The organism is Roseovarius sp. CH_XMU1461, from assembly GCF_037027165.1.
GTDB lineage: Bacteria > Pseudomonadota > Alphaproteobacteria > Rhodobacterales > Rhodobacteraceae > Roseovarius > Roseovarius nubinhibens.
The window spans coordinates 773,062-795,685 of record NZ_JAYMDV010000001.1 but is presented as its reverse complement, the minus strand read 5'-3'; the positions used below and the strand labels follow the sequence as shown (position 1 = coordinate 795,685).

At 63.0% G+C, this 22,624-nt stretch carries 19 protein-coding genes; 14 read left to right on the top strand and 5 right to left on the bottom strand.

The features are described from left to right. Positions 1-8: 8 nt before the first annotated feature. From WA237_RS03765 to WA237_RS03755, 3 genes are all read left to right on the top strand, one after another. Positions 9-1,376 carry a flagellar hook-length control protein FliK gene (locus tag WA237_RS03765; RefSeq protein WP_336096736.1) on the top strand — a complete coding sequence of 456 codons (1,368 nt, stop codon included), beginning with the start codon at positions 9-11 and terminating at the stop codon, positions 1,374-1,376. Positions 1,377-1,423: 47 nt separating this feature from the next. Further along, a complete protein-coding gene (locus WA237_RS03760; RefSeq protein ID WP_336096735.1) occupies positions 1,424-2,086 on the top strand; it encodes a flagellar hook capping FlgD N-terminal domain-containing protein in 663 nt (220 codons plus the stop codon). Between the two features lie 167 nt (positions 2,087-2,253). Next, complete coding sequence (locus WA237_RS03755; RefSeq protein ID WP_336096734.1) at positions 2,254-2,457, top strand: hypothetical protein; 204 nt, start codon at positions 2,254-2,256, stop codon at positions 2,455-2,457. Positions 2,458-2,730: 273 nt separating this feature from the next. On the opposite strand, the gene WA237_RS03750 is transcribed toward WA237_RS03755, so the two are convergent. The 4 genes from WA237_RS03750 to ubiE all read right to left on the bottom strand — a co-directional run bounded on the left by WA237_RS03750 (position 2,731) and on the right by ubiE (position 8,006). Further along, positions 2,731-3,435, bottom strand: coding sequence for a YjbF family lipoprotein (locus tag WA237_RS03750; RefSeq protein WP_336096733.1), 705 nt, complete (start codon positions 3,433-3,435; stop codon positions 2,731-2,733). Further along, positions 3,432-5,534, bottom strand: a complete 2,103-nt coding sequence (locus WA237_RS03745) for a YjbH domain-containing protein (protein ID WP_336096732.1) — start codon at positions 5,532-5,534, stop codon at positions 3,432-3,434. Before WA237_RS03745 ends, WA237_RS03750 begins: the two co-directional genes overlap by 4 nt. 192 nt (positions 5,535-5,726) lie before the next feature. After that, positions 5,727-7,262: a 2-polyprenylphenol 6-hydroxylase gene (ubiB, locus tag WA237_RS03740; RefSeq protein WP_336096731.1), complete on the bottom strand. Its 1,536-nt coding sequence runs from the start codon at positions 7,260-7,262 to the stop codon at positions 5,727-5,729. Continuing rightward, positions 7,263-8,006, bottom strand: a complete 744-nt coding sequence (gene ubiE, locus WA237_RS03735) for a bifunctional demethylmenaquinone methyltransferase/2-methoxy-6-polyprenyl-1,4-benzoquinol methylase UbiE (RefSeq protein ID WP_216015272.1) — start codon at positions 8,004-8,006, stop codon at positions 7,263-7,265. It lies immediately after the preceding gene. Positions 8,007-8,119: 113 nt separating this feature from the next. Between ubiE and mutM the strand changes: the two genes are divergently transcribed. The 10 genes from mutM to gltX all read left to right on the top strand — a co-directional run bounded on the left by mutM (position 8,120) and on the right by gltX (position 21,123). After that, positions 8,120-8,971, top strand: coding sequence for a bifunctional DNA-formamidopyrimidine glycosylase/DNA-(apurinic or apyrimidinic site) lyase (gene mutM, locus WA237_RS03730; protein WP_336096730.1), 852 nt, complete (start codon positions 8,120-8,122; stop codon positions 8,969-8,971). Positions 8,972-9,035: 64 nt separating this feature from the next. Beyond that, a complete protein-coding gene (locus tag WA237_RS03725) occupies positions 9,036-9,812 on the top strand; it encodes an enoyl-CoA hydratase (RefSeq protein WP_336096729.1) in 777 nt (258 codons plus the stop codon). A gap of 298 nt (positions 9,813-10,110) precedes the next feature. Continuing rightward, positions 10,111-10,374, top strand: a complete 264-nt coding sequence (gene rpsT, locus WA237_RS03720) for a 30S ribosomal protein S20 (protein WP_009813187.1) — start codon at positions 10,111-10,113, stop codon at positions 10,372-10,374. A gap of 465 nt (positions 10,375-10,839) precedes the next feature. Further along, entirely contained in the window at positions 10,840-12,216 is a 1,377-nt protein-coding gene (dnaA, locus tag WA237_RS03715; protein WP_336096728.1) for a chromosomal replication initiator protein DnaA, read from the top strand. 134 nt (positions 12,217-12,350) lie between these two features. Next, positions 12,351-13,469, top strand: a complete 1,119-nt coding sequence (gene dnaN / locus WA237_RS03710) for a DNA polymerase III subunit beta (protein WP_336096727.1) — start codon at positions 12,351-12,353, stop codon at positions 13,467-13,469. A 45-nt stretch (positions 13,470-13,514) separates the two neighbouring features. After that, positions 13,515-14,624, top strand: coding sequence for a DNA replication/repair protein RecF (recF, locus tag WA237_RS03705; RefSeq protein ID WP_336096726.1), 1,110 nt, complete (start codon positions 13,515-13,517; stop codon positions 14,622-14,624). Positions 14,625-14,718: 94 nt separating this feature from the next. After that, positions 14,719-17,136 (top strand): DNA topoisomerase (ATP-hydrolyzing) subunit B, encoded by a 2,418-nt coding sequence (gene gyrB, locus WA237_RS03700; RefSeq protein ID WP_009813183.1) that lies wholly within the window; start codon positions 14,719-14,721, stop codon positions 17,134-17,136. Between the two features lie 481 nt (positions 17,137-17,617). Continuing rightward, positions 17,618-17,905 carry a co-chaperone GroES gene (locus tag WA237_RS03695; protein WP_009813176.1) on the top strand — a complete coding sequence of 96 codons (288 nt, stop codon included), beginning with the start codon at positions 17,618-17,620 and terminating at the stop codon, positions 17,903-17,905. A 68-nt stretch (positions 17,906-17,973) separates the two neighbouring features. Beyond that, positions 17,974-19,617 carry a chaperonin GroEL gene (groL, locus tag WA237_RS03690; RefSeq protein WP_336096725.1) on the top strand — a complete coding sequence of 548 codons (1,644 nt, stop codon included), beginning with the start codon at positions 17,974-17,976 and terminating at the stop codon, positions 19,615-19,617. 180 nt (positions 19,618-19,797) lie between these two features. Next, positions 19,798-21,123 (top strand): glutamate--tRNA ligase, encoded by a 1,326-nt coding sequence (gene gltX, locus WA237_RS03685; protein ID WP_336096724.1) that lies wholly within the window; start codon positions 19,798-19,800, stop codon positions 21,121-21,123. Here gltX and WA237_RS03680 read toward each other — a convergent pair. Continuing rightward, positions 21,120-21,701: a gamma-glutamylcyclotransferase family protein gene (locus WA237_RS03680; RefSeq protein ID WP_336096723.1), complete on the bottom strand. Its 582-nt coding sequence runs from the start codon at positions 21,699-21,701 to the stop codon at positions 21,120-21,122. The two genes, gltX and WA237_RS03680, sit on opposite strands and share 4 nt — an antisense overlap. 90 nt (positions 21,702-21,791) lie before the next feature. Between WA237_RS03680 and WA237_RS03675 the strand changes: the two genes are divergently transcribed. Beyond that, positions 21,792-22,574 carry an SDR family oxidoreductase gene (locus WA237_RS03675; protein WP_336096722.1) on the top strand — a complete coding sequence of 261 codons (783 nt, stop codon included), beginning with the start codon at positions 21,792-21,794 and terminating at the stop codon, positions 22,572-22,574. Positions 22,575-22,624 lie beyond the last annotated feature (50 nt).

The window sequence follows — 22,624 nt, the reverse complement described above, 5'->3', positions numbered from 1 at the left end:
GGCTGATCATGCAGGATTTTATTTCCCAGATGCGGGGGGCGAATGTCTCGCCGCCTCAGGCCAAGACTGCCCCTTCCGTGCCCGGGACGGCGACGCCGAAACAGCCTGCGAAAAGCCATGAGAGTTTTGAAGATATCGTGAATCGCCGGGCCGAAAAAGGCGAGGAAACGCCTCAATCAGAGCCTGAGTCTCGCCTCGCGGCAGAGGCTGAGACGGCATCGGTCGAGGTCGCAATTGAAGAGGCTCAGACTGCGGCCGAATCGCCAGATATGGGCGCTTCGCAAGATGGGTATGAGCGGCTGCGTGATCCTGCCACGCGGGCCACAGGAGCAGGAGAAGTGCTTGCTCAAGAAGCCTCGCACATCGCAGAGGATGACCCTCAAGACGCGGATGGCTGGCAGCCCCCGCCTGCAACCATGCAAACTGATGATACGACTGCAGCCATGACGCGAGTGCTGGAAATCGAAGAGCTGGCGGCGGGTCAGTCCCCTTCGGACCGGTTGAGCCGTGCCGCAGGAACGCCGTCTGAGGCCGCGACTGTCGCGCAGCCGGCCCGAGCTATCAGGGACCCCGCACAAGATGGCAAAGCAGCTTCTCCGCCTCTTGCCGCAGGCAACGGCTTTGGACCCGCGCCCACCGCGCCCGCCGTGTCCGCCACAACCGGGGCGCCGTTTGATCTGCCTGATCAGTCAGGCGGCGAAGGGCGGAGCAGAGAGGAACCCGTTGGGGAAAAGGTGCAGCCCAGCCGGCCAGAGGCATCGCCAAGGGCGAGCCAGATAGTATCGGCCACGGCCATTGGAGCCGCGGAGGCCAGCGAGGCCGCACGGCGAGCGGCAGGCGATGCATCATCGTCGCCGGGCGATGGGGGCGAGCGTTTGCTGTCCGGTCTGACCGACATGCGATCGATCTCTGATCCTCTGCGGTTCGGGCCCGTGTCCTCACCACCCGGCAGCGCCACGGCGCAGGCCGCTGATATCGGTCAGCAACTCGTCGCGCGGCTCGTCCGCGCGGGGCCGGACGGGCCGCGCATTCCGGGGCAGGTGGACCTCACGCTAAACCCGGCCGAGCTTGGGCGCGTCCGATTGAGTATGGCACCGGGCGAGGCGGGGCTGGTGGTCACAATCCATGCGGATCGCCCTGAAACGCTGGATCTGATGCGCCGCCACAGCGAGCAGCTCATGCAAGAGTTCCGTCAGGCGGGATTTGAACGCGCCGAGATGAGCTTTGGCGGGGCGGGATCGGGTCAGGCCCGAGATCAGATGCCGGATCAGGCAGAGCTTCTAGAGCTCGATTTGTTGGAGGAGGAGGGGCCGGTTGCGGTGCAGGCAGCGGCACAAGAGTTGCTCCTTTCCGACGGGCTGAACCTGCGGCTGTAACCATAGCTGGGCCTACAGGGCGCGCAATTGAGAGGAATGGACACTGAATGGACGTTACCACCAGCACAACATCGACGGGTCAGACCGCCCAATCCGGCCAAGCCAGTACACAGGCCGAGAGCGACAGCAGTTCGCGCGCGATCAGCGCGGATTTTGAGACTTTCCTCAAAATGCTCACGGTCCAGATGCGCAATCAGGACCCGCTGAACCCGGTGGAAGGCACCGATTTCGCGGTCCAATTGGCGACGTTTTCTACCGTGGAACAGCAGGTGCGTACCAATGACCTTTTGGGCGCTCTGGGCAATCAACTGGGCGGTCTCGGTTTCGGGCAGTTGCTCGGTTGGGTGGGCATGGAGGCGCGCACCACCGCGCCCGTGGCCTTCGATGGCGCGCCGGTCGATCTGGTCCTGCCAGAGATCGCCTTGGCCACCAATGCCCAAGGGGTCGAGGTGCAACGCCAGACTGTCCCCGCCAGCGGCGGAGAGCTGACCTGGGTCGCGGTGGATGAGGATGGCAAACCGCTGCCCAATGGCGTCTACACGCTGACGGTGGAGGGCTATGCCAGCGACGCTATGCTCGGGTCGCAACCGATGGAACATCGCGCCGATATCGTGGAGGCACGCCAGACCGCCCAAGGCACCCGTTTGCTACTCTCCACCGGACAAGAGATCGCCTCTGACGAGGTCATCGCCCTGCGCCGCAGCGAGTAACATCCTGTAACAAAGGTTAAAATCCGCCGGAGATGCGACCTCGATGCAACAGTTCGCGAGAAGGCCACAGCAATGAGGTTTACAGTTTTTTTCTGCCTTAAGCTGTGTAATAGTCACCGCGGAGCGTGGATTCTCACGCGCCTTTTTAAATGGTTTGGAGAGACGACATGAAAAAATTCGCAACCCTCGCCGCCGCCACCGCAATTGTTGCGGCAGCAGCAGCCCCCGTCGCGGCCAACGAAGCAAACGTGACTGCAGATCCGTTTGTGTCTTCGCAAGGCATGACCAACATCAGCGCTGGCGCTGTGGCTGCCGGTATCGCAGTGGCTGTCATCGCGATCGCCGCACTGGATTCCAGCGACGACACCTAAGCCGTCTCACGGTTTTGGAAGAGATAGGGAAAAGGCGGCCTTCGGGGTCGCCTTTTTTCATGGGCCGGTCATTGCGCTGTTCACCGAATGTTGGCCATTTGAGGTGGCAGATCAAAGTCACCCCAGGCTCAGGTATGGCGGGCTGCCCCTCCAGCCACGCTCGAATTCGACAGGATTTTTCCCGCCAACATCCTACCAGGCGCAGGCCCTATCGCCCGTAAAACGCGCAGAGCAGGCAGCGCTCGCCAACCGAGGCGCCACAGCACCGCTCGCTCAGCGCAGCTGTTGGATCGAAATCGCCCCGCGCTCGGCGCTCAGCCATTGTTTCGAGGCGAGAATGCGCCCCGCGCCATCGACCTGGTAGATATTCTCGAAGGACTGCGCCTCACCGGTGCAGCTCTCGATCACCTTGGTCACCGTCGCGTTGATCTCACCCACCGCCATCTGCGAGGTCCCGCCGGCGCGGATGTCACAGCGCATCCGGGTGGCGACCGTCAGGTTCTCACCATCGAGATGCCGGTAAACCCGCACCGCCTGGCCCGCGCGGCGGGCACTCACCAGCCGCAACGCCTCGGTGACATCGGCGGACATCAGATCACTGCCAATCGAGCGGCTCGCCGTGAGCATCCCGTTGCGCAGCGTCAGGCTGCGCCGGTCGGCGGTGCCATAGGTCTCATAAGCCCCGTTCTGCTCGAGCTTTTGCATCACTGTCGTCACCTCGACCGAGGGCAGCGAGATCAGAATCACGCGCGCATCGGTGCGCTGCAACGCCGCCGCGGCTTCGGCCGACACCTCTTCGGCACTGCGCGGCTGGGCCGAGGATTTGGTAAAGATGCCCTTCACAAAACCCGTCGTCTTGCCCGCCTCGGGCGCATTGCTGCACCCGGCCAAGAGGCCAAGGCCCATAAGGGCGGCCACGCGGCCCAGATCACCCAATTTACGCGACAGGGGCGCGGCGGTGCGGATCATATCGGTCATCTCCAGAATTTCCCCCAACCGCGCGAGAGCTGCGGATCTTGCGTGTCGCGGATCCGCTCATAGAGCCGGTCCTCGACCTCAAGCCGCGCGCCGCCGTCGCGGGTGAGCGAACGCAAGGTCGTGGTCGAGCTGCGCTTGTTGGCGGTGCCAAGACCCCAGGCGAAGGGGATCGTGATGCGCAGCCCCTTGTCAAAGGAGCCCTCGCCAAAAGTATCGGACGACACATTGGTCTTGGTGGCAAAGGCGCCGATCGACCAGCCATTGGCAAAGACCCGGTCGAGCGCCACGGTCGCGCCCCAATCCCCGGCGAGATAGCGCCCAACATCGAGCTGCCCGTGAAACCCATAGCCCATGTCGAGATAGGCCGAGACATGGCCGTTCCATTCGGGGATCACCCCGGTGCCGGTGTTGCGGCTGCGTAGGCCGAATTGTTGGTCGAAATCGCGCGGCTGGACATAGTTGATCTCGGCCCCGAGGCCGAGACGGCTCTCGACCGGCTTCCACAGCACCTCACCCGAGACACCGGCATACATCCGTTCGAGATAACCGGCGGTCACCCGGCTGTAGATATTCTCGGCGGGCCGCCCGTAATGGGCCAGCGTCAGGTGATCGATGGTTGGCGTGTCGGTGCGCGAATAGAAGGCCACGTTCGAGCGCACGCGCGGCAGACCCGACGCGCCGGGGGGCGAGCTCTTGTCGAGATTGCCCACCAGTTTCTGCGAGACAGAGCCCGAGACCGACCAGCCGGGGGCAAAGTGATACTTGGCCTTGGCCTGCACCCCGGCATTGGCGCGCACCGGGTTCTCCGGGTCGAACACGCTCAGCCGCAGGAAGGGCGAGACGGAATATTCAAACCGCGGCAGCGCCTCCTCATGATAGCTCAGCCCAGTGTCGAAGCGGCGCCCATCGCTGAGCGTGGTTGCCTCACGCATGGCCTGCGCCGGGGCGTTTTCAAGCCGCTCGAGATCGCTGCGCCGGAAGGTGGCGGCGGTGCTGGGCACGCCTTGGGTCATCAGCGTCACGGTCAGCGTCTCGACCGAGGCGGGCAGGGAGCGGGTCATCGCCCGCGCCGTCCGCCCAAAGGCCTGCGCGCGCATGTCATAGCGATGGTTGCGGATCTGCACATGCGCCTCGCGCCCGGACATCGACATCGCATGAAGCGAGATGCCTTCCTTCTCGAGCAGCGCGCTCAGCGTCTCTTGGCTCTGGGCGGTGGTGCTGGCCCGGCGCGCCGGATCGGTGCTCCAGCCAAGATCGGCGGCGCTCTGGGCCGAGCGCACCGCGACAGGCAGCGGCGCGGGCTCGAGCCCGCCCTTCACCGCCGGATTGCGCGGGTTCAGCGTCAGGGTCACGCTCGCGCCGATCTCATCGCCATAGAGCGAATAGGCGGCAAAGCGCAGCGCCTCGCTCGCCTTGTAGCTCACGCCAAAGTTCCACGGCGATTTATGGTCGAGCGCCCCGTCACGCACCTCGCGATCATAGGCGTCCGAGGAATATTCGACCGAAAACCCGAGCTTTTCGGTGGGCTGATAAGACAGGCCGCCAAAGGCCGCGACATCCCCCCGGAACCACCGGTCATAAGACGGGATGCCGCCCTGGCCGAGAAAACCGGTCTTGCGCGTCCCTGTGCTGCCAAGGCTGCCATAGCTGCCAAGCCGCCCCCAGCCAAGCCCGGCGGTCAGTGCCAGCTTGCCCTGGGCAAAGCTTTTGGTGGCGACGATATATTCGCCGCTATAGATGTTCGTTCCGGCAAAGTCGCGCAGGCCGATGGACATGGCCGGGTGATATTTGCCCTCGTTCAGAAACCGGTAGCTGAGGTCAAAGCTGCGGTCATAGAGCGTGGTGAATGTTGGCCGCCCCGGCGTGGGGACAAGCCCGCCAATCGCGCTATAGCGAAACGAGGCGTTGAGCCTCGGCAGCATCTGAAAGCTGAGCGTCGTGCGGGTGGTCTGATTGTTGCCACTGCCATAGATCGACACGGTGGTCGAAAGCTGGGCATCGGGGGCCACCTCGGCGGTGGGCATGTCGATGAGGCGACCGGGCACACCATAGATGTTTGTCTGTTTGGTGGTCAGGGGATCTGCCTGGGCCGTGGACATCGGCAAAACCATTGCGAGCGCAAGGCCCGCGGCACCACTGGTTAACGTCTTCAAGGCTCGACCATCCCTCTTGTCGGATACTGACACCTCCGCACCATAGGAAAACTTGGCGGCCGGGAACAGGGGGGATTGTGCAACTTTTAGATGTATCTCACCCTGTCGCAGAAATGCGACGATCTGCGGTGAGACCGGCTAGAAGAGCATCCAGCCCAGCCCCGCCAACCCGAGCGCCCCGACAGCCCCGGCCATCCCGGCAAAGACCAGATCGCGCCGACGGCGGCGCGGCGGCGGGGGCGGCGGCGGCATGCTGTGACGCATGAGGGCCGCCTCGACCATCTGCGGCAGCCGCGGCCCAAAGCGCGAGAGCACCATCGCCGTCTTGGTGAGATGCGTGGCCATCGCCCGGGGACCCAGCGAATCGCGGATGTAATTCTCGACCACGGGTTTCGCCACCTGCCAGATGTTGATCTGCGGATCGAGCGACCGCGCGACCCCTTCGACCACCACCATCGTGCGCTGCAAAAGGATCAGCTCGGTGCGCGTCTCCATGCCAAATCTCTCTGTCACCTCAAAGAGATAGCTCAGAAGACTGCCCATGGAAATGCGGCTCGCATCCATCCCGAAGATCGGCTCGCCCACCGCCCGCAGGGCGCGGGCAAACTCATCGACATCGCGGTCGGGCGGCACATAGCCCGCCTCGAAATGCACCTCCGCCACCCGGCGGTAATCGCGCTTGATGAACCCGTAGAGGATCTCGGCATAGACCCGGCGGGTGTATTCATCGATATGGCCCATGATGCCGAAATCATAGGCGATGATATTGCCGCTCGGCGCGACCTTGAGATTGCCCTGATGCATGTCGGCATGGAAATACCCATCGCGCAGCGCGTGCCGCAGAAAGAGCGACAGCACCCGCGCCGCCAGCGCCTCGCGGTCATGCCCCGCCGCATCGAGCGCCGCATTGTCGCCGAGCGGCACCCCATCGGCCCAGCCCATGGTCATCACCCGCCGCTTCGACAGCGGCCAGATGATCTCGGGCAGCTCGAACCCTTCGTCACCCACCGTATTGGCGGCAAATTCCGATGCCGAGGACGCCTCGAGCCGCAGGTCGAGCTCGCCCAGAACCACCCCTTCGAAATGGGCGATGACATCGGTGGGCCGCAGCCGCCGCGAGGCGGGCGAGAGAAACTCGATCATCCCGGCGGCAAAGTAGAACGCATCGATATCGCGGCGAAACGCCCGCTCGATCCCGGGGCGCAGCACCTTGACCGCGACCGGCGCGCCGCTGTCGCGCTGACGGGCCTTGTGGACCTGCGCGATCGAGGCGGCGGCCACCGGCTCGCTGAACTCGTCAAAGAGAGTGTCGACCGGCGCGCCAAGCTCCTGCGCGACGCTACGCTTGGCGATCTCGGTGGAAAACGGCGGCAGTTGGTCCTGCAGCACGCGCAGCTCCTGCGCCAGCTCGGCCCCGACGAGATCGGGCCGCGTGCTCAGGATCTGACCGAATTTGATATAGGCAGGCCCAAGCGCGGTGAGCGCGCGCACCGCGGGCGGCATGCTCGGGTCGCCCTTATAGCCGAGCCATTGGAAGGGCCAGGCGAGGCAACGCATCGTGCCCCGCACCAAGGGCGGCGCCTCCATCGCCTCCATGATAAGCCCCATCGCGCCGGTGCGCTCCATCGTGGCACCGGTCCGGATCAGTCGAAGAATATTGTGAGGCCCCCGCATTCAGAGCTTCCAGCCCGAATGCAGACAGGCGATGCCCAGGCTCAGGTTGCGGTATTTCGCATTGCCGAACCCGGCCTCGCGCACCATCCCGAGGAACGTCTCCTGATCGGGGAATTGGCGGATCGATTCCACCAGATACTGATAGCTGTCGCGGTCGCCGGCAATCGCCTGCCCCATGCGCGGGATGATGTTGAAGGAATAGAGGTCATAGACCTTCTGCATCATCTCATTGGGGATCTGGCTGAATTCGAGAACCATGAGACGCCCGCCAGGGCGCAGCACGCGGTACGCCTCGCGCAGCGCCTCTTCCGGGCGGGTCACGTTGCGGATGCCGAAACTGATCGTGTAGACGTCGAATGTGTTGTCGGCAAAGGGCAGCGCCATCGCATCCCCCACCACCCAGTCGAGACTGTCCGCCATCTGCGCCGCCTCGGCCCGCTTGCGCCCCTCGACGAGCATCGGCTCGGTCAGGTCGAGCACGGTGGCATGGCCGCTCCCGGCGCGGTTCAGGAACCGGAACGAGATATCCCCGGTGCCGCCCGCCACATCGAGAAGCCGCTGCCCCGGGCGCGGCGCGAGCCAATCCATCATCGCATCTTTCCAGATCCGGTGGATGCCCATGCTCATCGCATCATTCATCACGTCGTATTTCGACGCGACCGAGCCAAAGACCCCCTGCACGCGCCCGGCCTTTTCGGCCTCTGGCACGGTTTGAAATCCGAAATGCGTGGTTTTCCCGCTCATGGGTCTTGCCCCCGGTGCTGTTTCGCCTCTTCTTATAGGCTGCGAGGCGGCGGTGACAATGCGCCGCCGTGAATTGTCGGCGCGACATGTCGCCGTGATCAGAAAGGCCCGTCATGCCCGAATTGCCCGAGGTCGAAACCGTGCGCCGTGGTCTGGCCCCGGTGATGGAGGGCGGCACCATCGCCCGCGCCGAGGTCAACCGCCCCGATCTGCGCTGGCCCTTTCCCGACCGCATGGCCGATCGGCTCGCCGGGCAAAAGGTCACCGCGCTGCGGCGGCGGTCGAAATATATCCTCGCCGATCTCGCCTCGGGCGAGACGCTGCTCATCCATCTCGGCATGTCGGGGCGGATGCTGATTTCGGGCGATGCGCAGGGGCGGTTCGTCCATGATCACCCGGCGCCCGAGAAACATGACCATGTGGTGCTGCATATGGCGGATGGCGCGCGGATCACCTTCAACGACCCGCGCCGGTTTGGCGCGATGGATCTTCTGCCCACCGACGGGGCCGAGGCGCATCCGCTTCTGGCGGTGCTCGGGCCGGAACCCTTGGGCAATGGCTTTCACGAAGAGTATTTCGTCGCCGCGCTCAAGACCCGGACAATGCCCGCGAAATCCGCCCTTCTGGATCAGCGAATCGTGGCCGGTCTCGGCAATATCTATGTCTGCGAGGCGCTGTTTCGGGCCGGGATCTCGCCGAAACGTCGCGTCAATAACCTGTCATCGGCGCGCATCGCGTCGCTGGTTCCGATCATCCGTGACGTGCTTGGCGATGCCATTGCGGCGGGGGGCTCGTCGCTGCGCGATTTCCGGCAGGCGGATGGGGAATTGGGTTATTTTCAGCATAATTTCGACGTTTATGACCGCGAGGGTCAGCCCTGCCGCCGCCCTGGCTGCGATGGGATCGTGGCCCGTGTCGTGCAATCGGGGCGGTCCTCCTTCTACTGCCCCCGATGCCAAAGATAGGTTGATCCGCGCCGTAGGGGTGATAAGAACACCCACCTGACAGGAACAAGCGAAAGCAAAATCCATGGCCTATGAGACGATCATCGTCGAAGTAGAAGACCACGTCGCCCTCATCACCCTGAACCGCCCTGACGCATTGAACGCTCTCAACGATCAGTTGCTGAGCGAGCTGGTCAAGGCGCTCGAGGACGCACAGAACAATGACAAGGTGCGCTGCATCGTGATCACCGGCTCGGAAAAGGCATTCGCCGCCGGGGCCGACATCAAGATGATGAGCGAGAAGAGCTTTGTCGATGTCTTCGCTGGCGATCTTTTCGGCCCCGAGGCCGAAGGCATTATGCGCATCCGCAAACCGATCATCGCGGCTGTCTCCGGCTATGCGCTGGGCGGCGGCTGCGAACTGGCGATGATGTGCGACTTCATCATCTGCTCGGACACCGCGAAATTCGGCCAGCCCGAGATCAATCTCGGCGTCATCGCAGGGATGGGCGGCAGCCAGCGGCTGACCCGCTTCATCGGCAAATCGAAATCCATGGACATCAACCTCACCGGTCGTTTCATGGATGCCGAAGAGGCCGAACGCTCGGGTCTGGTGAGCCGCGTCGTGCCCGCCAAGAAGCTGATGGAAGAAACCATGACGGCGGCCCAGAAGATTGCCGAGAAATCCATGATCGCCGTGATGGCGGTCAAGGAGGCGGTGAACCGCTCCTACGAGGTGCCGCTGCGCGAAGGTCTTCTTTTTGAACGCCGCGTCTTCCAGTCGCTCTTTGCCACGGAAGACCAGAAAGAGGGCATGTCCGCCTTCGCCGAAAAACGCGAGGCCCAGTTCCGCGACAAGTGATCGCGCGGCCCTGCCCAAAGCTCTGAACCGGGCTCTGAACCGGCGTCCCTCGGGGCGCCGGTTTTGCGTTGGCGGGGGCGAAAATGGCCACAGTCGCTTTGCCGTCGTAATACCGACGTGTTACCGACATGGGAATTTTGCGGTTTCCAAAGCCTCCGCTTTTCGCTATATGCCGCCGCTATACATGCGCGTGAGGCCCGCTCTGGCCAGAATCACACCGGCTGAGACCCTGCCGGATCGGGTTGTTTCTCGTGCAGCGACATTTGAAGATTGAACCCGAAGAAAAGGTCCAGACATCATGGCAAATACGCCTCAGTCCAAGAAACGCGCCCGTCAGAACGAGAAGCGTTTCGCCGTCAACAAAGCCCGCCGTTCGCGCATCCGCACCTACCTCCGCAAGGTCGAAGAGGCCATCGCGTCGGGTGACAAAGATGCCGCAACATCCGCCCTCCGCGCCGCCCAGCCCGAGCTGATGCGTGGCGTCACCAAAGGGGTTTTCCACAAGAACACCGCATCGCGCAAAATCTCGCGCCTGTCGGCTCGTGTGAAGGCTCTGGGCTGAAACTGCCCTTAAATCATTGATCGAAAAAGGCGTCCTTTGAGGACGCCTTTTTTGTGTGCGACACGGTCAGAGATTCTTTTCCACCAATCTATGAGTCAAGCGCGAAGATCAGTTGCCCGCTCCGCAGGGCGGTTGGTAACGTGGCCTTGCGATTCACGCTTGGGGGGACGAGCCGATTCTCGAATATGGCGCTGGCAGGGGATGCCTGGTGCAATTCGGGACGGTAGGCCGATGTTTTCGGCACCTTATGGCGCGTCCGTGTTCCAGAGGCCCGCGGCTCGGGGATGGCCGTTATGCCCTCAACAGTGTTGTTTTTGGTAGGTGTGCAACCCCAGTTTCTGGGGCCCGTATGTTATTGCCATTTGACCGATGGAACAATGACCGCATCTGCGGTCCGTGGATCGTTTGGGAGTACCGGCAGCACTGCCGGTTTGTATGAAACTGACGATCGTGGACCAAGGCATAATGACCAAAAACGAATGGGGCCAACTCAAGCAGGAACTGAAGAAAACAGTCGGCAGCAATAACTTTACCACGTGGATTGCACCGCTCGAGCTCGACGATGTCGCGGGCGAGGTTGCGTCCTTTGCAGTGCCCACCAGCTTTTTCGGAAACTATGTCGCCCAGACCTTTGGCGATCAGATTCTCTATCACCTGCGCGCCATCGATCCGTCGATCCGCCGGGTGAATTTCGCGGTGCCCAGCACCGCCTCCAACGATCCGCAAGCGCCGCGCCGGGCCGCCGCCCCGCGCCCCAAGGCCGCGCCGTCCGAGCCCGCCGAGACCATGGCCGACACGCGCATTCCGACCGCGCCGCTCGATCCGCGGTTCAAGTTCGACACATTCGTCGTGGGCAAGCCGAACGAGCTCGCCCATGCCGCCGCCAAACGCGTCGCCGAAGGCGGCCCGGTGACCTTCAACCCGCTGTTTCTCTATGGTGGCGTCGGTCTTGGTAAAACGCACCTGATGCATGCCATCGCCTGGGAGCTGCAGGAGCAGCAGCCGGGGCTCAATGTGGTCTATCTCTCGGCCGAACAGTTCATGTACCGCTTTGTGCAGGCGTTGCGCGAACGCAAGATGATGGATTTCAAGGAAATGTTCCGCTCTGTCGACGTGCTGATGGTGGATGATGTCCAATTCATCGCCGGCAAGGACAGCACGCAGGAAGAGTTCTTTCACACGTTCAACGCGCTGGTCGATCAGCGCAAGCAGATCATCATTTCCGCCGATTGCGCGCCGGGCGAGATCGAGAATCTCGAAGAGCGCATCCGCTCGCGGCTGCAATGTGGGCTGGTGGTCGATCTGCACCCGACCAATTACGAACTGCGTCTCGGCATCCTGCAAAGCAAGGTCGAATATTACCGGGGGCAATACCCGGATCTGATGCTGGCCGATGGGGTGCTCGAATTCCTCGCGCATCGCATCACCAAGAACGTGCGCGTTCTCGAAGGCGCGCTGACCCGGCTCTTTGCCTTTGCCTCGCTGGTGGGCCAGGAAATCACGCTCGAACTGACACAGGATTGTCTCGCCGATGTGCTGCGCGCCTCCGAGCGTCAGGTGACCATCGAAGAGATTCAGCGTCAGGTGTCCGAGCATTACAACATCCGCCTCAGCGACCTCGTCGGCCCGAAACGTCTGCGCGTCTACGCCCGGCCCCGTCAGATGGCGATGTTCCTGTGCAAGCAGATGACCTCGCGGTCGCTGCCGGAAATCGGGCGTCGTTTCGGCGGGCGCGATCACACCACCGTCATGCACGGGGTGCGCCGGATCGAAGAGCTCAGCCGCAAGGATGTGCAGATTGCCGAAGATATCGAGCTTCTGCGCCGTACATTGGAAGAATAAGGCACGCAAAGCGGCGGGCCTCTTGACGCCCGCCCGCTAACGTCCCAAAAAACCCACAAAAGTCTTGAGTGGCAGGGTGAAGCTGATAACTTGCCCTTCCCGACGCCCTAGGGCGTCCACCGAGGGAGCATGGCATGAAGTTCAGCATCGAACGGGGCATTCTGCTTAAGGCAGTGTCGCAAGCGCAATCCGTGGTCGAGCGCCGCAACACGATCCCGATCCTGGCCAACGTGCTGATCGAGGCCGAAGGCGACACGGTGCAGTTCCGCGCCACCGATCTCGATATCGAAGTGGTCGACAAGGCCCCGGCCAAGGTCGAGCGCGCCGGGTCGACAACGGTTTCGGCGGTCACCTTGCATGAAATCGTGCGCAAGCTGCCCGATGGCGCGCTTGTCACGCTGACCGATGACGGCGCCGCCGGGCGGCTCGCGGTCGAGGCAGGCCGGTCGAGCTTTAACCTCGCGACCCTGCCGAAAGAAGATTTCCCGGTGATGGCCAACTCGGAATATGCGTCGAATTTCTCGGCCAAGGCACCGGTGCTGCGGCGGCTGTTCGACAAGTCGAAATTCGCCATTTCCACCGAAGAAACCCGCTATTACCTCAACGGCGTCTACATGCATGTGTCGGATGGCGATGGCGGCAAGGTGCTGCGCTGTGTGGCGACCGATGGTCACCGTCTGGCCCGGATCGACGCCGATCTGCCCGATGGTGCGGGCGACATGCCCGGCGTGATCGTGCCCCGCAAGACCGTGGGCGAGCTGCGCAAGCTGCTTGACGATGATGATGCGGTGATTGCCGTGTCGGTGTCGGAAACCAAGGTGCGCTTTGCCACGCCCGAGATCACCCTGACCTCCAAGGTCATCGACGGGACGTTCCCGGACTACACCCGCGTCATTCCGCAGGGCAACACCCGCCGTCTCGAAGTGGACGCGGCCGAGTTTGCCAAGGCGGTCGATCGTGTCGCCACCGTGAGTTCGGAGCGGTCGCGCGCGGTCAAGCTGGCGCTGGATGAGGATCGTCTGATCCTCTCGGTGAACGCGCCCGACAGCGGGGCCGCCGAAGAAGAGCTCGCCGTGGCCTATGGCGATGAGCGGCTCGAAATCGGGTTCAACGCGAAATACCTGCTGGAGATTGCCAGCCAGGTGGACCGTGAAAACGCCGTGTTCATGTTCAATTCCTCCGGCGATCCGACCTTGATGCGCGAAGGCAATGACACGAGCGCCGTCTATGTGGTCATGCCGATGCGCGTCTGACGCGGTTTGGACTGCGCCTGTTTTCGGCAAGATGAAGGGCCGTAAATGGCCGGGCTTTATCTGTCAGAGCTGAAGCTGTCGCATTTCCGGTCCCATCTGGGATCGGCGTTGCAGCTGGACCCGAGGCCGGTGGCCATCCATGGCGACAATGGCTCGGGCAAGACCAATCTGATCGAAGCGGTCTCATTGATTTCGCCGGGGCGCGGGCTGCGCCGGGCGGCGGCGCAAGACATGGGGCGGCAGCCCGAGGCGCTCGGCTGGAAGCTGCGCGGCGTGTTGCACAGCCTGCATCAGGTGCATGAGCTCGAAATCTGGTCCGAGGGCGGCGCGGCGCGGCAGACACGGATCGACGGCAAGCCGGCGGCGCAGGTGGCGCTGGCGCGGATTGCGCGGGTGCTCTGGCTTATCCCCTCGATGGACCGGCTCTGGATTGAGGGGGCCGAGGGGCGGCGGCGGTTTCTCGACCGGATGGTCATGAGCTTTGTCCCCGATCATGCCGATGTGACGCTGGCCTATGAAAAGGCGATGCGCGAACGCAACCGCCTGCTCAAGGATCAGGTGCGGGATGGCCATTGGTATGTGGCGCTTGAACGTCAGATGGCCGAGGCCGGGCTTGCGATCCAGGCCAATCGTCAGCGGGTGATCGACCGGCTCGCACAGGCGCAGGAGGGGGCGGCGACGGCTTTTCCGGCCGCCGATCTGACGCTTGAGATGGCCGAAGGCGCGCTGCCCGAGGGAGAGGCGGAGTATCGCGATGCGCTCTCTGAGGGGCGGCGGCGCGATCTGGCGGCGGGGCGGACGCTTCTGGGGCCGCATCGGGCGGATTTGCAGGGCGTTTATGCGGCCAAGGGGGTCGCGGCCAAGGATTGCTCGACCGGCGAGCAGAAGGCGCTCTTGGTGTCGCTCATCCTCGCCAATGGGCGGGCCTTGCGCGAAGATTTCGGCGCGCCGCCGATCCTGCTTCTGGATGAGGTGGCGGCGCATCTGGATGCGGGGCGGCGGGCGGCGCTCTATGACGAGATCTGCGCGCTCGGATCGCAGGCGTGGATGACCGGCACCGGGCCCGAGCTTTTTGCCGAACTCGGCGCGCGGGCGCAGCATGTGGAAGTGCGCGAAACTGCCGGAGCCTCCGAGGTGGTGCAGGTCGGTATCTGAGCCGCCCCGAGATGGTCGGAAATAGTCGTGTCACTTGCGTGACAATCCCCCCCGAACCCCGTATAAAATGGCCAAACGAACAAGGGATGTCCGAATGTCCGAGGCAGCAGCCGCGCCGGAAGAATATGGCGCAGATTCGATCAAGGTTCTCAAGGGGTTGGAGGCGGTCCGTAAGCGCCCCGGCATGTATATCGGTGACACCGATGATGGCTCTGGCCTGCATCACATGGTCTATGAGGTGGTGGATAACGGTATCGACGAGGCGCTGGCCGGTCATGCCGACCATGTGACGGTGACGATCCACGACGATTCCAGCGTTTCTGTGAGCGACAATGGCCGCGGTATTCCGGTCGATCTCCACGAGGAAGAGGGCGTCAGCGCCGCCGAGGTCATCATGACCCAGCTCCATGCGGGCGGCAAATTCGACAGCAATTCCTACAAGGTGTCGGGCGGTCTGCATGGCGTCGGCGTCTCGGTGGTCAACGCGCTGAGCGACTGGCTCGAGCTGCGGATCTGGCGCAATGGCAAGGAACATGTCGCCCGGTTCGAACGTGGCGACACGGCAGAGCATCTCAAGGTCGTGGGCGACGCCAATGGCCGCAAGGGCACCGAGGTGCGCTTTCTCGCCTCGACCGACACGTTTTCCAATCTCGAGTATAGTTTCGAGACGCTGGAACGACGCCTGCGCGAACTGGCCTTTCTGAATTCCGGCGTGCGCATCATCCTGCGCGACGAACGCCCCGCAGAGCCGCTCGAGACCGAGCTGCATTACGACGGCGGCGTCAAGGAATTCGTCAAATATCTCGACCGGCACAAGAGCCCGATGATCCCCGAGCCGATCTTTATCACCGGCGAGCGGGACGAGATCGGCGTCGAAGTGGCGATGTGGTGGAACGACAGCTATCACGAGACGGTGCTGCCCTTTACCAACAACATCCCGCAGCGCGATGGCGGCACCCATATGGCGGGGTTCCGTGGGGCGCTGACCCGGACGATCAACAACTACGCCCAGTCGAGCGGCATCGCCAAGAAGGAAAAGGTCAACTTTACCGGCGACGACGCGCGCGAAGGGCTGACCTGTGTTCTGTCGGTCAAAGTGCCTGACCCGAAATTCTCGAGCCAGACCAAGGACAAGCTGGTGAGCTCGGAAGTGCGCCCGGCGGTCGAAGGGCTGATGAACGAAAAGCTCAACGAGTGGTTCGAGGAAAATCCCAACGAGGCCAAGATGATCGTCGGCAAGATCATCGAGGCGGCGCTGGCCCGCGAGGCGGCGCGCAAGGCGCGCGAGCTGACCCGGCGCAAAACCGCGATGGATGTGAATTTTCTCGCAGGCAAGCTCAAGGATTGTTCCGAGAAGGACCCCTCCAAGACCGAGCTGTTCCTCGTCGAGGGTGACAGCGCGGGGGGCTCTGCCCAGACCGGGCGGGACCGGGGCACGCAGGCGATCCTGCCGCTCAAGGGTAAGATCCTCAACGTGGAACGCGCGCGGTTCGACCGCATGCTCGGCAGCCAGGAGATCGGCAATCTCGTGATGGCGCTCGGCACCGGCATCGGCCGGGACGAGTTCAACATCGACAAGCTGCGTTACCACAAGATCGTCATCATGACCGACGCCGACGTGGATGGGGCGCATATCCGGACGCTGCTGCTCACCTTCTTCTATCGGCAGATGCCCGAGCTGATCGATGGCGGCTATCTCTACATCGCGCAGCCGCCGCTCTACAAAGTGTCGCGCGGCAAGTCCGAGGTCTATCTCAAGGATCAGGCCGCGATGGAGGATTACCTCATCGAGCAGGGCACCGACGATGCGATGCTGCGGCTCGGCACCGGCGAAGAGATCACCGGGCGTGATCTGGTCCGCGTGGTGGAAGAGGCGCGGCAGGCCAAGCGGATCATCGAGGCGTTTCCGACGCATTACCCGCGCAATATCGTCGAACAGGCGACCATCGCCGGGGCGTTTTCCGAAGGCCGGGCCGATGCCGATCTGCAAGGCGTGGCCGATGCGGTCGCCGCGCGTCTCGATCTCATCGCGCTCGAATATGAGCGCGGCTGGACGGGCCGGATCACGCAGGATCACGGTATTCGCCTGACCCGCATGCTGCGCGGTGTCGAAGAGGTGCGCACGCTCGACGGTCCGATCCTGCGCGGGGGCGAAAGCCGTCGCATCGGTCAGATGACCAAGGTGCTGCAGGATGTCTATCGCACGCAAGCGACCCTGGTGCGCAAGGACCGGGTACAGGCGATCAACGGTCCGCTGGACCTTCTGGATGCGATCCTCAAGGAGGGTGAAAAAGGCCTGTCGCTGCAACGCTACAAAGGTCTTGGCGAGATGAACCCGGATCAGCTCTGGGAAACGACGCTCGACCCCGAGGCGCGGACGCTGTTGCAGGTCAAGGTCAATGACGTGGCCGAGGCGGATGACCTCTTTACCAAGCTGATGGGCGATGTGGTCGAACCGCGCCGCGAGTTCATTCAGGAAAACGCTCTAAACGTCGAGAATCTGGATTTCTGATCCTCGTCACGTTTGCAAGCTATCGGGACGGCGCGCGGATTTTCGCGCGCCGTTGTCGTTTGTTCAGCACTTTCAATGAGCTGCCTTCGCAAGGCCGGCAAAGTTTGCAAGTGACTTCGAAAAACTAGAAAATACAGAAGATTAACGCCGTTCCTATCGTGTGGTTTGGCGGGATATTCGGTGTGCTGGAACGGCAGTGGGTTGTCTCCCGCTGCTGGGCCGGACGACAGTTGATCAGTGGCCTCCTCGCGGCGGTCATTGCCTGGCCGAGCGATTCGCCAAACTTCTCCGGTGGAACATCCGGGCCACGTGGACCCCGCCTGAGGGCCTCGTGCGAATTGACGCCAAAAATTCATGCGAACTCTGTTGACTCACATTTGCGGACTCCCTAGCTATACGCCGTTAGCACTCGGAGGGACTGAGTGCTAACGGCCCGGATCCGGGCCATAGGGAGTAACTTTGAGCCTAAGGAGCCTCGAAGATGGCATTTAAACCGCTGCATGACCGCGTGCTTGTTCGCCGCGTTGAAAGCGAAGAGAAAACTTCTGGCGGGCTGATCATCCCCGACAGCGCCAAGGAAAAACCCAGCGAAGGCGAAGTTGTTGCTTGTGGCGACGGCGCCCGCAAAGACAGCGGCGAGCTGATCGAGATGGCTGTAAAAGCCGGTGATCGCGTGCTGTTCGGCAAATGGTCGGGCACCGAGATCACGATCGACGGCGAAGAGCTGCTGATCATGAAAGAGAGCGACATTCTGGGCGTAATGGCCTGATCACCGCCTCTCCGGTGCGGGGCTGGACCGCGCACCAATTGAAACGCTAATTCGAAGGAAATCGAGATATGGCTGCTAAAGACGTCAAATTCGATACCGATGCCCGCAACAAAATGCTGCGCGGCGTGAACATCCTGGCCGATGCGGTCAAGGTCACCCTCGGCCCCAAAGGCCGTAACGTTGTGCTCGACAAGAGCTTTGGCGCCCCGCGCATCACCAAAGATGGTGTGTCGGTTGCCAAGGAAATCGAACTGGAAGACAAGTTCGAGAACATGGGCGCGCAAATGGTGAAAGAAGTCGCCTCGCGCACCAATGACGAGGCCGGCGACGGCACCACCACCGCGACGGTTCTGGCGCAAGCCATCGTCAAGGAAGGTCTCAAGCAGGTTGCAGCTGGTCTGAACCCGATGGACCTCAAGCGCGGCATCGACATGGCGACCTCGAAAGTCGTCGCGGCGATCAAAGCTGCGGCCCGCGACGTGACCGACAGCGACGAAGTCGCGCAGGTCGGCACCATCTCCGCCAACGGCGAAGCTGAAATCGGCCGTCAAATCGCCGACGCGATGCAAAAAGTCGGCAACGAAGGCGTGATCACCGTCGAAGAGAACAAAGGCCTCGAGACCGAGACCGATGTCGTCGAAGGCATGCAGTTCGACCGTGGCTACCTGTCGCCATATTTCGTGACAAACGCCGACAAGATGACTGCAGAACTCGAAGACTGCATGATCCTGCTGCACGAGAAGAAACTCTCGTCGCTGCAGCCGATGGTTCCGCTGCTCGAGCAAGTGATCCAGTCTCAAAAGCCGTTGCTGATCATCGCAGAAGACGTGGAAGGCGAAGCGCTGGCGACCCTCGTGGTCAACAAGCTGCGCGGCGGCCTGAAAATCGCTGCTGTCAAAGCTCCGGGCTTTGGCGATCGTCGCAAGGCCATGCTGCAGGACATCGCGATCCTGACCGGTGGTCAGGTGATCTCGGAAGATCTCGGCATGAAGCTCGAGTCGGTGACCATGGACATGCTTGGCACGGCCAAGAAAATCCAGATCACCAAAGACGAGACCACCATCGTTGACGGTGCCGGCGAGAAGGCCGAGATCGAAGCGCGCGTCGCTCAGATCCGCAACCAGATCGAAGAAACCACCAGCGACTACGACCGTGAAAAGCTGCAAGAGCGCGTGGCCAAACTGGCCGGCGGTGTTGCCGTGATCCGCGTCGGCGGCATGACCGAAGTCGAAGTGAAAGAGCGCAAAGACCGTGTTGATGACGCTCTGAACGCAACCCGCGCAGCCGTCCAAGAGGGCGTTGTTGTGGGTGGTGGTGTTGCTCTGGTTCAGGCCGGCAAATCGCTCGACGGTCTGGAAGGCGCCAATGCCGACCAGAACGCTGGTATCGCCATCGTGCGTCGCGCCATCGAAGCGCCGCTGCGTCAGATCGCCGAGAACGCCGGTGTTGACGGTGCCGTGGTTGCCGGCAAGGTCCGCGAAAGCTCGGACCTGAGCTTTGGCTTCAACGCTCAGACCGAAGAATATGGCGACATGTTCAAGTTCGGCGTCATCGACCCCGCCAAAGTGGTGCGCACCGCGCTCGAAGATGCGTCTTCGGTTGCTGGCCTGCTGATCACCACCGAAGCGATGGTCGCGGACAAGCCCGCCAAGGAAGGCGCAGGCGCCGGTGGCGGCATGCCCGACATGGGCGGCATGGGCGGCATGATGTAAGTCACGCCATCCTGTTGGATGATCGGGGTCGCCTTCGGGCGGCCCCTTTTCGTTTGGGGCCAGTCTCAGAGATGGGTATTTGTCACCAGAAAGAGGCCCCTTGCCCCACGGCAGGGCCGCCATTTCTGGACAAATCACCCGAGCTGTGACAAAGCCCGCGCAAGCATTGGAGCATCTGTCATGACCGTCACCCGTTTCGCCCCGTCGCCCACCGGCTATATCCATGTGGGCAACCTGCGCACCGCGTTGATGAACTATCTCATCGCCCGCAAATCGGGCGGGACGTTCATCCTGCGGATCGACGACACCGACCCGGAGCGGTCGAAGGAGGAATATGTCGACGCGATCAAGCAGGACCTCGAGTGGCTGGGTCTGACCTGGGACCGGGTCGAGCGGCAGTCCGAGCGGCTCGACCGCTATGCCGAGGCGGCGGATAAGCTGCGCGAGATGGGGCGGTTCTACGAGGCGTTCGAGACGCCGACCGAGCTCGACCTCAAGCGCAAGAAACAGCTCAACATGGGCAAGCCGCCGGTCTATGACCGCGCCGCGCTCGCGCTGTCGGAAGACGAGAAATCGGCGCTGCGGGCCGAGCGGGGCAATGGTGTCTGGCGGTTCAAGCTCGACCAGGAGCGGATCGAGTGGACCGATGGCATCCTTGGCGATATTTCCATCGACGCGGCGAGCGTTAGTGACCCGGTGCTGATCCGGGGCGATGGGCAGGTTCTCTATACGCTGGCCTCGGTGGTGGATGACACCGAGATGGGCGTGACCCATGTGGTGCGCGGGTCGGACCATGTGACCAACACGGCGACGCAGATCCAGATCATCGAGGCGCTCGGTGGCTCGGTGCCGCAGTTTGCGCATCACTCGCTGCTCACCGGGCCGCAGGGCGAGTCGCTGTCGAAGCGTCTTGGGACGTTGTCGCTGCGCGATCTGCGGGCGGCTGGGGTCGAGCCGATGGCGCTGTTGAGCCTGATGGCGCGTCTGGGATCGTCCGATCCGGTCGAGGTTCGGGCGGAGCTTGGTGAGTTGGTCGAAGGGTTCGACATTTCGCGCTTTGGTTCGGCGCCGACCAAGTTCGATGCCGAGGATCTCTATCCGCTGACCGCGCGGCATTTGCAGTCGCTGCCCTATGAGACGGTGCGCGAGACGGTGTTGGCCACGGGCGTGCCCGAAGAGCTCGCGCCGCAGTTCTGGGCGGTGACCCGCGAGAACATCACCACGCTCAAGGATCTCGATGCGTGGTGGGGGCTTTGCCGCGACGGGGCCGAGCCGGTGATCGACGACGAGGACCGGGAATTTGTCAGCCAAGCCATGGGGTTACTGCCCGAAGGCCCGTTCGATGCCGAGACCTGGGGTCAGTGGACGAGCGCCGTCAAAGAGGCCACCGGGCGCAAGGGGCGGGGGCTGTTCATGCCGCTGCGCAAGGCGTTGACAGGGCAAGCGCATGGGCCGGATATGGCGCAGTTTTTGCCGCTGTTGCAGGTGATCCGGGCGCGGGGCTAGGCGATCAGCCGGGCGTTGAGCGTGGCGAGGTGATGATCGGTCAGGGCGCGTTCGGCCGGGGTCAGCAGTTGATGGCGCGGGTAGAGCGGCGCGGCGCGGTCGTCGAGGATGGGCGTGTCCCAGCCATCGGTGGTCGCGAAAAACCGCGCCACGCCGGCCTCGCCGAACTCGGTCAGATAGCCCTGCACCACCACATCGAGATAGCTTAGCAGAATGCTTGTCTCGCCCGTCGCGCGGGCGTTGCGGGTGGGCACGGAATAGACAGCGATCTCGGCCGCATGGGTCAGGTCATGGGCGACCTGATGGCTCGCCGGAATGCGGTCATAGGCGCGTTCGCGTTCGTCCAACGCGGCCCAGTCATCGGCCGGGACGGCGGCGATCAGCCCGTCAATTTCACAATGTTCATCAGGGGTTACGGTCAGGAAGGCCACCTCGCGCAGGGTCGTGGGGACCCAGGATCTGCGCCAGCCGCGGAGCTGGGCGCGATGGGCGTCGGAGAAGTGATGGGTGGCCCGGTTCACTAGGCTGCCATAGCCGAAGAAATAGGCGTGATGGTCGGAAAGCTGCTGTTCTGTCATGGCCTCTTGTCGCCGCTGCGGGGCGGCAATGCAAGCTTGACAGGGGGGGCTTGCGACCGTTCAGATTGGCCGAAAATCAGGGGGGCGGATATGGAACTCAGCGGGCTGGCATTGGTCACGGGAGCGGGGCAGGGGATCGGGCGGAGCATCGCGCTCAGGCTGCTCGGAGCGGGGGCCACGGTGATGGCTCTGGGGCGCAACGGGGGCAAATTGGCGGGTCTCTCTGAGGAGGCGGGCGTGCCGAAAGATCGGGTTTTCGAGGCAGAATGCGACATCGGTAACCTGTCGGTATTGCGACAGTATCTCGACAGTGCGGAAAATGCCCATGGGCCGCTGCGCTATCACGTGGCGGCGGCGGGGATTTTGCGGCCTGTGTCGCTGCTTACCTCTAGCGAAGAGGACATCCGCGAGGTGATCGAGATCAACTTTACCGCGACGCTTTTGGTGCTGCGCGAGGTGGCGCTGCGGATGATCGCCGGCGGGGCGGGCGGCAGCATTGTCACCATCGGGTCGAACTCGGGCACGACGCCGCGCATGGGGCTCGGCAGCTATCCTGCGTCCAAGGCGGGGATCGGCCATGCCACAAGGTCGCTGGGGCTCGAGCTGGCGCAGCATGGCATTCGGGCGAATGTGGTGGCGCCGGGGACGACGGACACGCCGATGCTCGCCTCCGGGGCCACGAGCTATGCTGCCGAACCGGAGCGCCTCATAAAAGGCGACCCGGATCTGTGGCGGCTCGGCATTCCGCTGGGCCGGGTGGCGGCGCCCGAGGATGTGGCCGATCTTACGCTTTTCCTGCTGTCGGATCTGGCGCGGCATATCACCATGGAAACATTGGTCATTGATGGCGGCGCGACGCTGGGGGCGCGGTGAGAGGGGGGAGCTGCCTCGGAAAATCACTTGCCGCGACTCGGCCCGCATAC